An 11,278-nucleotide genomic window follows, 5' to 3' on the forward strand; every position below is an offset into this window, starting at 1 on the left:
TTTGTGGAGAATTATGGGAATTTGATAGTGTATGTTGATTTTCATAATTTGGTGATAATGGGATTATGTTTAAGGTTTATGTGTGTGTGAGTGCCCTATTTTAGGGGATTTTGTGTAAGTGTAAGGGTTCAAAACTTAATAAAAAAAGTGTTTTTTGGGGTAGCCGCGCGGCTAGCGATTTAAAAAAATGCGAGGAAGGACCCGCCAAAATCCCACCAAATGCCCCCCAAACCTTAAACGCTAAAAGATTTTAAACTTCCCCCTAACCACGCCCATCATCTTAAACTTCTCATCGACCCCGTTTGGGAGCTCAAAGTCTAGGTTGTCTTTATTAGCCGCAAAAAACTTAATGCCCCCCGTAACAGGATTCTTCTCAATGCGCTTAATGAACACCTCGCCTGCGTATTCAAACACAATAATATCCCCACTCCTAAGCTCTAAACAATCCTCAATCACCACATAATCCCCCGCCTCTAAAAGCGGGCTCATACTATCGTTTTTCAAGCGTGCTAGGCGTATTTCCTCTTGTTGCACGCCCAAAATCTCTAACGCATTCTTAGGGTAACGCACACGCAAGCCCAAACTCATCATCGGGGCTTTGATTTCCTCCTGGGGGACCAAAGTCCCCAAACTATCATAGACAGCGATAAGGACATCGCCATGTTCTTTCTTGCGCTCCCATTGTGCTACCTGCACCTCCCCTATTAACGCGCTCACATCGGCTAACTTAGCCAACTTACGCAAAAATGCCCTAGAGGGCACGCCCTGACTCTTGCCACTGGAATACGCCCGCAATGTGCCTGCAGGCACACCCATCACCTCCCCCATCTCAACCCAGTTTTTAAACCCGTGTGCGCGCCGTGTTGCGTGCAATAACTCAGCTACTTGCTTGATCCGCTCCTGTGTCTCTTGGGGATTGCCATTGCGCCCCCAATCCCCACGAAGCGGGGGGGGGGGGGTGCTATCTGCTTGCAAAGAGCCAAAAAGCCCCTTTTGTGTCGGGTTTTGGGCTTGTTTAGCCGATCGCATTTGCTGGAATTTTTCTACAATATGATCGGGGAATTGCTTGGCGTTGCTCCAATTAGAGGCACTGGTAGGTGAAAGCCCCAAACTCTTAGCCACCCCCTTTAAAGACCCCACCCCAAAAAACTCTTTCATTTCCCGTGCCAACTGCTTATACCCAGCGTGTTTTTCCTCTTTAGCAGGGGGCGGGGGCGTGCCTTTAGCCCGCAACTCATAATACTTTAGAAGGGCATTAGCTGAAAAGCGTTGTTTGGCACACCATGCATTAATAGCCCCCCGTGAATAACCTAGTGCAAGTCCTATCTTTGCCAAAGAATCTACATTAAAAAACGCCTTCATCTCTCGCGTCAATTGTTTAAAATCTTGTTCTTTTTGCATAACTAATTTTATTTAATTGTTTCTTTGCTTACGCTTTACTATTCATTATCATTATATTTTAAGCAAGAATTAAAATTTTATTATTTATTATTGCAATAAGATATAAGGAGTATTAATGAAAATCACGCTTAACCATAGTAAAATCATTAATAATTTTGGCAACCTAAGTCTTTTTGCCAAAGAATACGGCATTAAACTTGGCACGCTGAACTACCATACCCGCTACCGCAGTAATCAAAACCCACACTTTAGAAGCTTAAAGGTGTTTCAAGCCCTTAAAAAAATGCAAGCCGATGGCTACATCACTATGGAGTATCACAATGGCAATTAGTTACCAACAGCAAATGATCATCGCCATCACCCAAAGCATCATCGAAAAACACGGGCTCATGCTCAGTTACGAGGATTTGGCGGGTATATTCCAAGTAACCCCAGAGACCATCAAAAACAAATTCACCGCTGGGGATAGAGACATGCCCCGTTATACCCAGCTCAATAGAAGGCGGGTGGTGATGGCACAGGACCTAGCCGAGTTCATGGTTACCTTTGATAGCAAGTTCAAATATTTCTAATGGACTTGCAAGAATTGCTAAAACACGAGCGCGCCATTTTGGCGGCTCTAATCCAATCTGTCGCCCCAAAGGAGTTTTTAGACAAAAACCCGCTAGAACTCCAAGACTTCACTACCCCTATCCACCAAAGCATTTTTTCAATTGCTCACCAAATATTAACCACACATGCTATACTAAGCCAAGAACTCATTATAGAGTATCACCCCACGCCTAAAAAGGTGGGATTAAAGGCTGAATTGGAGGTTATTATGAACACCCCTAACCCCCCCAATATCCAACACATTATCGCCCTACTCAAAGAGGAAGCCCACCGCCGGGCTTTGCAAGAAATGGGCGCAAATGTGCAAAAAGAATGCAATTCTATTGCCCGCCCCAAAGACATCCACGCCCACGCCCTGCAGAGCCTAGAGAACATCAGCCACGCCTATTCCCCCTGTGCAGACTTGATCTATGATGGCGCAATGGATGATGGTGCGTTACTGGGCGACATCATCTTATACGAGGAGGGCAAGCTCAATATCATCAAAAGCGGCTATACCCCCTTAGATGAACTCACCGGGGGCTTTAAACCCGGCGATCAGATCATCATCGGGGCGAGCACTTCAATGGGTAAAACCGCCCTGGCCCTCAATCTCGCCCTACAAATCCCCATTGCCAACCCTAAAAATGGCACCCTATTTTGCAGCCTAGAGATGACCCGCACCGCCATTGGCTTAAGGGTGGTCAGCCTCTTAGAGGGTGTCCCGGTTAAAGACCTCAAAAACTTAGGCAATCTAGGCCCTAAACGCAAGGAGGCGATCAAGCAAGGGATGGCAAAAAGGCGCGCCCTGCCCTTTTACACATACGCCGGGTCTAGGGATTTAAACACCATCATCACGGCTATCACCACCGCAACCAAACAAAAAGGGGTAAAATTGGTCATTGTGGATTATATCCAGCTAATTGAAACCCAAGATGATGATTACAACCTACATTCCAAACTCTCAAAAGTGAGTGCCGCACTCAAGGCGTGTGCCGTGCAAAATGACATCATTATCATCGCCCTAAGCCAAGTCAAACGGGCAGTCAATGACAGAGAAGATCGCCGCCCGCTCTTATCTGATCTCAAAGAGAGCGGGAGCATCGAGCAAGATGCCGACATGGTGATATTCTTGCATCGAGAGTTCAAATACGCTAGAGAACGCGTCTTTGCTGAGGCGGCCAAACGCTTTGGGAGCATCAAAGTTGATAAAAAGACCAACACAATCAGCCTTAACAAAGAGGAGCGGGATACTTTCACCCAAGAGGCGTTAGACAAACTAGAGGAAAGCCACATTAGCGGCTGCCATGAGGCCGAATTAATTGTCGCCAAAAACCGCGATGGGGAGGTGGGCAGCGCTAAAATTTGGTTTTGCCCCCCCTTTATGCGCTTTAGCGATGACCCCAGCCAACACACCCTTAACTGCCCCACACCCCCCGAACAACCCGCCTCCCCTATTTTTGTGCCCATCGCCCATTAGTCCCAATGGGGCAAAATGCCCCTATTTGTCTATGTTTTCCATTATCTCTTTAACGATTTTGGGGTGCAGAGTTTGCCCCGCGTGGAAGGGCAAAACCTGTCTAATTTTGCCCTTCAAATAAATCCTATGACTACCCTTTTGCCGCAACAAAATAAATCCATTTTGCAACAACAACTTTTCTGCCTCTTTGGCTGTCAATCTAGGCAGTTCAGGGCATTCAGTGCCACTTCAATAGGCACTATAACGGCATTCTTGTTGGCAAGGTGCGCCAATTCCTCCGCCCCCAAACTCTCCAAATAAAGCCCAATCGCCTCTTTGATATTCTCTAACGCCTCCTCGTAACTATTCCCCTGCGACACGCACCCCTGCAAAGCAGGCACGCAAGCAAAATATCCAAATTCATCTTTTTCAATCACCGCATTAAGGAGCATATCCACCGCCTTTAATTTTTGCCATTATACTAAAATCTCACCCCCACAACCCCAAAACATACTCCTTGCCACTGCTAGGGAGCAAGTGGGCATAACGCATCGTCTGCTTAATGTCGCGGTGGTTTAACAACTTAGAGATAATCTGTATGGGCGTGCCCTTAATGGCCAAATGGCTAGCAAAAGTATGCCGTAAGGTGTGGATAACCACCCGCTGGGGGCGGGGCGGAAGCGGGGTGTTAAAAAGAGTGTTTAAAATACGGCGCAAACTATAACGCACACGGGAGAGAACACCGGGCTTAAAAACCCCCTCTTGGTTTTCCAACCCCGCCAAATGTTCCGTTAATAGCCCCACACACTCCGCATTTAAAAAGCCCGTATAAATACTATTGCTCTTAAAATCCTTGAGTCTAATACTTTGATTAGCCAAATCAATATCCATTTTTTTAACCGCACACACGCCCCTAAGCCTAGCCCCCGTGCTCAAAGACAACGCCACAAACAGCTCCAATTCAAAATCCCCCTTAATCGCCGCCTGCAAACGCTTTATCTCCTCCAAGCTCAAAAACCGCCCCCGCTGATCATTGACTTTGGGGCTAGCCACATTCTCCATCGCCTGCAGATTATCCACGCCAAAATGACTTTTTGCCATCTTTAGCCCCGCTTTGAGCAACAGATACAAAAACGCCCGAAACCGCCCGCTTTGGGCATTATGCTCTTGCAAAAAGCCCTCAATCATCAAGGGACTCAAACGCTCGATAGGAATATCCCCCAATTTAGCGGCGATAATGCCACAATAACGCCCATAATCGGCTAGCGTTTTGGGGCGCACTTGCTGGGCTTTGCTTGCCAATAAAAGCGGGTAAATCTCCCCCAAAGTCACCACCATTTTAGTCGGAGCGTGCATCAACTCCCCCCGCCTTAGGCTTGCCTTTTTTTCATTCCACCCGCTAGCTTTGGTGCCAACTTTAAGCTCTATTCGCTTGCCATGCCGATCTACCCAGCGCACATAATAGGCTACATCCCCATCATTTAGCACCTTGCTACGCACCCCAACATAGCGTTTAGAAGTCTTGTTCCCCCCGCCCTTTTGTGTCCCCATTTTGTCCCCGTTTAGTTGTGTTTTTTGGTGTTTTCACGCCCCTTTAAAATGCTCCAACACCATTATACCACAACCCCCAAAAACCCCCAAAACCCCCTATACACCGCCACTAATGTTCTAACCCCTCTCCAAACCCCCATTAACAAAACTACATTCTATATATTATGCTATAATGTATGGTTATTGCTAACCACTACAAACACTTTGTGGGCGATGAGAATGCTATGCCCAAGAGATACATTGTTGGTAGATTCTTCTGGTTCGGGCAAGACTTTTATGACAACTACGCTTTTAAAACATTTGGGTATCCCTTATTGCATTGTAGATGCTTCGCATTTTACACCAGAAGGCTGGCGTGGTGCAGACATTCTTAACATGTTTGCTGATCTTTATCAAAATGCTGGACAGGAAATTGAGAAAGCCCAAAAGGGTGTGATATTCTTAGATGAAGTAGATAAACTAGAAATAGAAGTTAGTGATTACGATTCGTTTAAAATGAGCGTGCAGACACAATTGCTTAAAATCATAGAAGGGCATAACATCAATTTTCCTTACAACCAACAAGAAGAAAGAAAGACCAAAGGGCGCAAGATGTCTATGGATACTTCAAAAATTTTGTTTATCTTGGCCGGACATTTTGCAAATCTCTATCATAATAAGGACAATCAAGACAATCAAAAAGAGCAAGATACTATAGGGTTTATCAAACAACCGCCTATTGTTAAACCACAAGAGCCCAGTGCTCTCCAAGAAGTTAAAAGTGCTGATTTAATGCGCTGTGGATTGATTAGAGAACTTATAGGGCGTATTCCTGTGCGCATCGTGTTAGAAAATGTAGATACAGAGATGTTAGAGAGTGCCTTTGATCGGGCAATCATTGAGTATGAAAATGAGTTTTTGAGATATGGTAGCTGTCTTGTCTTTACTCCCAAAGCCAAAAAGATGATCATTGATCAAACTATGCAAGAGGGAACGGGCATGAGAGCCATTGGACTTGTGCTAACAGACAGATTGCTCCTAATTATGTCTGACTTGCAAGAACAAAAGTTTGTGGGGCATCAATGTGTCATTACAAGCGACACACTTGTAACGGGCAGACCTCATTTGGTCGCTGAAGGGACAAAAATAGAAGAGATGGATTTGGTATAGAGAGGAGTTGGATAGTGAGCATATTTGAATTTTTAGCTAATGAAATTTTGGCTTGATTAATGCCAAGAACTGACAAATACAATGGTGCGGTTTAGAATTTTATGCGATTATTCGATAGGTGGTGTTTTCTAGCGACTTTTTGGTATTAAAAGGAGACATAGTGGCGGATTCTAAATACCCTTTAAACCAAATCCTCTATGGACCCCCAGGAACGGGTAAAACTTACCAGACTATCAACAAGGCATTAGAGATTTTGGGGTTTAAAGATGATGAAGCTATTAAAAACGAGCTTAAAAGAGTAGGCAAGTCCATTGATGGTGATGAAAGAATCCGTGCTAAAGCCTTGTTTGATCATTACAAAGAAGAGGGGCGGATCGAGTTTGTAACCTTTCATCAGAGTTATAGCTATGAAGAGTTTGTAGAGGGGATTAGACCTGATGTTGATAAAGATGTTGATAAAGATAAAGGCGATAGGCAGGTTGTTTACCGCGTCAAAGATGGAATTTTTAAGAAGATATGTGAGAGGGCTAGGGAGGTTCTTAAAAATCAATTCGCACAAGAGACTAATGATGTGCCCAATCAAATGGAGTCACATATGGTAGCCAAAGAAGGATACAAAGAGGACATGGATTATCTAGATCAACTAATCCATGATTTTGCCGAGGATGTGAAAAAAATCATTAGGAGTGAAGGAAAATTTGTTCTCTGTGATGGAAAAAAAGAATATGTAACAATTCGTAAGGTTAGTGATGACGAGAAAGGTGCTAGCAAAATTACTGGGAAAGAAGTTACCAAGTATTCATTTAAGCTTGGAGGTTCTATTAAGGAAGGCACGCAAGGATTGGCGAGACACATGATTGAAAGAGACTATTTTAATTTTAAAAGTGGAAAAATTAAAAGACTACAAGACATTCAACCTTGGGGAAAAAGCAAGAGAGAATACCATGGTAATGCCCAATACTATTACCCACTTTATAAAAAAATCTATGAATATGAGCGAGATCATTTTAAAGCACACCCTAAACCCTTACAACCTTCTCTGTCTATCGAGGATTCGAAGAAAAAGGTTTCTCAAAATAAAGGAATGTCTAAACAAAAAGAAATACCCAACTACATCCTCATCATCGATGAAATCAATCGAGGCAATCTCGCTAGTATTTTAGGCGAGATTATCACACTTATAGAACCCAGCAAACGACTAGGTAATAGTGAGGAGCTAAAGGTTATATTGCCTTATAGTCAAGGTCAAAAAAAGAAGAAAGATAAAAAGAAGAAAGATCAAGATCAAGATGGGCAAAATGAAAATATGGAGGAGGTGGAAGGAGAAGAAGAGGAAAAAGAACTTTTTGGTGTCCCCAATAATCTTTATATCATTGGCACCATGAATACCGCTGATAAGAATATTGCCTTGATGGATACGGCTTTACGCCGTAGATTCACTTTTGTGGAGATGATGTCAAAGCCCGATGAACTTAAGAATCGCATTAAAGACAAGGATAACCAAGATACAGGCATAAGTTTGGAAACACTTTTGAGAGTCATGAATAAACGCATAGAATTTTTGTTAGATCGCCACCACACCATCGGGCACACTTACTTTTTAGGACTAGAAACTTTGGAGGATTTACAAGAGTGCTTTGCAAACAAGATCATCCCGCTTTTGCAAGAGTATTTTTATGATGATTACGCCAAGATTGATATCGTGCTGAATGGGAATGGTATGTTGAAAGGTGAGAAAGTGCAGGATGTGATAACAAAAGATAAGGCAGTAAAAGTTGTCGATAAACTTGAAAAATCTTTTAAAAGTTTAGTCGATACTGATAAGAAAGTTTATAAGATCACAGAATTAAATGGTTGGGATGGTGGTGTTTTTAAGAAAATATAACAATGGCGAGCCGGACAAGTCAGATGGTAGCAACGATACAAATAGGGAATCTGAATCTAATCCGTCACTCACCAATGAATAGCCTTTATGCGTACCATACCGACACTCTACCGAGCAGAATACACCACCTTCACCAAAGAGGACATAAGGAAGTGTCTACTAGATCCCAATGACGATGAGGAGAGGATATGGGAGGCTTTGCAGGATTTCGCAGACCAAGAGAAGAATCGCTGTTTCTTGAAATTTGAAAATAAGAACACATTAAGAACACAAAATTATGTGGGTTTGCTACAAGTAAGGGGTTTTTGTCTGGAAATTTTGCCTAAGGTGTATGAGGGTGATTCAACCGCCCAACATGACCCCAGTTGCCAAAATTCTTTGTGTGAGTTTGACAGCATTGAATTTCAAGAGCAAGTAATGGAGTTTGTTGAGCAACTCAAAGGAGAATCTGCGGAACAAAAATCCCTAGAATCACCACCATGCCGTATTTGCCATGCCAAACAAGTTCTCTATAATTGCCTAGCCACTCTTAAGGGTGTTCCTTTTAAGAAAATCCAGTCTGCCTATCTAGGCAATGCCAACCTGTCCTTATTGGATATTTTTGTACATATGTTTTTAGAGGAATGCCAGCAACTGATTAAGCGCGGACTCAAATGCGATTATTTGCGCACAACCAAAAACCGCACTTTTCTCAAGGGCAAGTTAGAGATTGTTAAGCATCTTAAGCACAATTTAATCCACAAGGAGCGTTTTTACACCACTAGCAATGAGTATAGTTTAGATGTGCCACCTAACCGCTTAATTAAAGCCACACTTAAATATTTCAAAACGCTGGTGTTGAGTCCTAGGACGCAGGATAAATTTAACCCTGTATGGTTTGTCTTTGAGGAGATCAGCCCTACTCCAAACACAGAGATCGATTCGGACTTTGCCAAAAGCGAACATGCCACGCGTTTTAGGGAATACCAAAGTTTATTAGCATGGTGTCGTTTGTTCTTGCGCCAAACATTTCTGACCCCCTATAGTGGAATAGATCAGGTTCATGCTTTCTTGTTCCCAATGGAGAAACTCTTTGAGTCCTTTGTAGGATATTGGTTACAAAGAAGCATAGAGGGCTATAGTGTGAGCTTGCAAGAAGAGAATAGAAAATATCTTATGGAAGATGAAAATTTTAGAGATTATTCAGCATTAGTTCCCGACATTATTCTTGAGAATGATAAAAAAATTTTGATTTTGGATACTAAATGGAAAGTTGAAAAGGATAGAAAAGTTAAAAAAACCGATCTGTGCCAAGTGTGGGCGTATGCAAGTGTTTATGTTTCTTCAGAAAAACAACAAGAAAAACAACGGCAAGTGAGCGTTTATCTTGTCTACCCATGGCATGACAACACTCAACCCATCACGGGGACATTCAAACCACGCATATCAACAGATAAGCCCATTAAACTTAAGACCACATTTTTTCCATTAGAAAACTTTTAAAATGTGTTGCCATTTGTATATACCAAAATCGCCCCTCAAAGAGTGATTTTTTTAGGGTGTTTTGTAAGAAAAGATGGTAGGTGTTATTGTTTTATTTGGCTCTGTTTGTAAATAATGTTGATTTTCTTAAAACATTGATCGCACGGCTTCCCTTTTAACAGATTAACAAGAGGAACACTCTTTAATTTCTTTTTGAATAGGTGTTTTAGACTGTCTGTTTTTCTTTTGCTTGACGGTCTTAAAAAGACTTTCTTATCGTTTTTAGTCAAACTATCAAAAAGTTTCTTAATAATCTCCAACTTATTTACATTGCTGGGCATTTAAAAGCCCTTATTCAAGGGATTTAACGAAGATGCTATAGCAAATCTTTAGCTAAACAATACTTCTTACAATAGAGCCTTTTATTCTATTTGTCTGAGTATCCGCTCGATAGGGAGCATGGTAGTCTTCTGTAGGCATAGTTACTTTACAATAGTTGTATAGCCATACACAAAACCAAGCCTACAGACGCAACCCACGCTATGCACCAACCAATCACTACTTATGTATGGTTTTTGGCAAGATTGCGGTGTATGACCTCTTTACGGCTATTAAAACGCTATGTTAGCTTGGTCGGGTTGACTGGTCTTTTTTTGGGCACTTGGGTTTGAGATGTTTTAAAAGGGTTGGGTGAGTTCTAGGGTGTTTGACCTTCAAACAAGGGTAGCAAGAGTTTAGTGTGATTTGGGCATGGCTACCAACATTGCACCCAGTGTCTAGATGGGTCAAAGCGTGTTTATTGCGCCTAATTTTAGGGCTTTTGTGCCTTTTATCAAGTCTTGTGTGATTTATCCTATGTAAATTTATGGCTTTAAAGCCCAAAAATAGGCGTTTTTACACTAAAATGGAGTATGGAAAAGTACAAATATCAAGCGAATTTGAAAAATGGCTAAAGAACCTCAAAGATTTAAACGGAAAAAGTGCGATCACACGCCGCATACAGAACTTAAAAAATAACGGGCATTTTGGCGATCACAAGCACATCACGGGTCAAATCTTTGAGATGCGTATCCACACGGGTGCAGGCTACCGTCTGTATATGGCTAAACGGGGCGAGGTGTTGGTAATTTTATTGTGCGGGGGCAATAAAAGCACGCAACAAAAGGATATAATGAGGGCACAAAAAATCTTAAAGGATTATCCATGCCCGTAACCTTTAAACCCTTTAATGCGGCCGAGTTCTTAGACTCCGATCAAGTGCGCTTATCTTACCTTAACGCTGTTTTAGCGGATGGCGACATGGCGGAACTCAAAGACGCTTTAGAGATTATCGCTGAGTCGAAGGGCATTAAGGGCATTGACCTCTCTGCTTTTGAGGGCGACACCTTAGAGTTTATGCAGGTGTTGAAAAAACTTGGCTTTGGTTTGCAGGCTTTGAGGCTATCTAAAAGCCACACAGCTTAAGGCTCACAACAATCTCCTTAATAGTGTGGGTAAGCTCTTGCGGAGAGATATAGAAAAACCCAAAAGTTAAGAAACTTTTTACCGTATCTATGCAAGAGTGAAAGCGAAGTTAAAACGGGGGCTCCCCCGGCTTTCCTTGGGTTATCGTGTTTTTGATCTCTTGTGTTGATACTTACCAACCGCGCCGTAAAGCCCCTAGCTTTAGCTATGGGGATATAAGGCTAGCACCAGCATGGCTGTGCTAATATTTGTGCAATCAAGGAGTAATACCCTTGGGGTTGGGGCATCAACCTTAGCAATAGGGAATGTAAGACTCC

The 11,278-nt window shown here is 42.6% G+C and carries 12 protein-coding genes and 1 pseudogene; 8 read left to right on the forward strand and 5 right to left on the reverse strand.

Translation table 11 applies throughout. The features are described from left to right. Positions 1-240: 240 nt before the first annotated feature. Complete coding sequence (locus tag C5684_RS02055; protein WP_013891155.1) at positions 241-1,362, reverse strand: S24 family peptidase; 1,122 nt, start codon at positions 1,360-1,362, stop codon at positions 241-243. Positions 1,363-1,516: 154 nt separating this feature from the next. Between C5684_RS02055 and C5684_RS02060 the strand changes: the two genes are divergently transcribed. The 3 genes from C5684_RS02060 to C5684_RS02070 are packed head-to-tail and all read left to right on the forward strand — an operon-like array spanning position 1,517 to position 3,472. Beyond that, complete coding sequence (locus C5684_RS02060; protein ID WP_013891156.1) at positions 1,517-1,732, forward strand: hypothetical protein; 216 nt, start codon at positions 1,517-1,519, stop codon at positions 1,730-1,732. After that, the gene (locus C5684_RS02065; RefSeq protein WP_013891157.1) at positions 1,722-1,973 is read left to right on the forward strand and encodes a hypothetical protein; all 252 of its coding nucleotides are present in this window, start codon (positions 1,722-1,724) and stop codon (positions 1,971-1,973) included. The genes C5684_RS02060 and C5684_RS02065 overlap by 11 nt, the downstream gene beginning before the upstream one ends. Then, complete coding sequence (locus C5684_RS02070; protein ID WP_104639264.1) at positions 1,973-3,472, forward strand: replicative DNA helicase; 1,500 nt, start codon at positions 1,973-1,975, stop codon at positions 3,470-3,472. The genes C5684_RS02065 and C5684_RS02070 overlap by 1 nt, the downstream gene beginning before the upstream one ends. 21 nt (positions 3,473-3,493) lie before the next feature. On the opposite strand, the gene C5684_RS02075 is transcribed toward C5684_RS02070, so the two are convergent. Genes C5684_RS02075 through C5684_RS02085 form a run of 3 tightly spaced genes read right to left on the reverse strand, consistent with a single transcriptional unit; the run spans position 3,494 to position 5,002 of the window. Next, complete coding sequence (locus tag C5684_RS02075) at positions 3,494-3,679, reverse strand: type II toxin-antitoxin system HicA family toxin (protein ID WP_104639265.1); 186 nt, start codon at positions 3,677-3,679, stop codon at positions 3,494-3,496. Continuing rightward, on the reverse strand, positions 3,667-3,903 hold the full coding sequence (locus C5684_RS02080) for a type II toxin-antitoxin system HicB family antitoxin (protein WP_104639266.1): 237 nt from the start codon (positions 3,901-3,903) through the stop codon (positions 3,667-3,669). Before C5684_RS02080 ends, C5684_RS02075 begins: the two co-directional genes overlap by 13 nt. Positions 3,904-3,940: 37 nt before the next feature. Next, positions 3,941-5,002, reverse strand: coding sequence for a tyrosine-type recombinase/integrase (locus C5684_RS02085; RefSeq protein ID WP_013891161.1), 1,062 nt, complete (start codon positions 5,000-5,002; stop codon positions 3,941-3,943). A 213-nt stretch (positions 5,003-5,215) separates the two neighbouring features. Here C5684_RS02085 and C5684_RS02090 point away from each other — a divergent pair, with 213 nt between their 5' ends. The 3 genes from C5684_RS02090 to C5684_RS02100 all read left to right on the forward strand — a co-directional run bounded on the left by C5684_RS02090 (position 5,216) and on the right by C5684_RS02100 (position 9,518). Next, positions 5,216-6,151: an AAA family ATPase gene (locus C5684_RS02090; RefSeq protein WP_158306694.1), complete on the forward strand. Its 936-nt coding sequence runs from the start codon at positions 5,216-5,218 to the stop codon at positions 6,149-6,151. A 160-nt stretch (positions 6,152-6,311) separates the two neighbouring features. Beyond that, on the forward strand, positions 6,312-8,036 hold the full coding sequence (locus tag C5684_RS02095) for an McrB family protein (protein ID WP_013891163.1): 1,725 nt from the start codon (positions 6,312-6,314) through the stop codon (positions 8,034-8,036). A gap of 87 nt (positions 8,037-8,123) precedes the next feature. Beyond that, positions 8,124-9,518, forward strand: a complete 1,395-nt coding sequence (locus C5684_RS02100) for an McrC family protein (RefSeq protein ID WP_104639267.1) — start codon at positions 8,124-8,126, stop codon at positions 9,516-9,518. A gap of 165 nt (positions 9,519-9,683) precedes the next feature. On the opposite strand, the pseudogene C5684_RS09445 reads toward C5684_RS02100, so the two are convergent. Beyond that, positions 9,684-9,838 (reverse strand): annotated as a pseudogene (locus C5684_RS09445) (IS1595 family transposase); the annotation flags it as partial. Positions 9,839-10,401: 563 nt separating this feature from the next. On the opposite strand from C5684_RS09445, the gene C5684_RS02110 reads away from it, so the two are divergent. Beyond that, positions 10,402-10,710 carry a type II toxin-antitoxin system RelE/ParE family toxin gene (locus C5684_RS02110; protein WP_104639269.1) on the forward strand — a complete coding sequence of 103 codons (309 nt, stop codon included), beginning with the start codon at positions 10,402-10,404 and terminating at the stop codon, positions 10,708-10,710. After that, on the forward strand, positions 10,701-10,961 hold the full coding sequence (locus C5684_RS02115) for a helix-turn-helix domain-containing transcriptional regulator (protein WP_013891165.1): 261 nt from the start codon (positions 10,701-10,703) through the stop codon (positions 10,959-10,961). Before C5684_RS02110 ends, C5684_RS02115 begins: the two co-directional genes overlap by 10 nt. Positions 10,962-11,278: the final 317 nt, after the last annotated feature.

The organism is Helicobacter bizzozeronii, from assembly GCF_900196775.1.
Taxonomy (GTDB): Bacteria; Campylobacterota; Campylobacteria; order Campylobacterales; family Helicobacteraceae; genus Helicobacter; species Helicobacter bizzozeronii.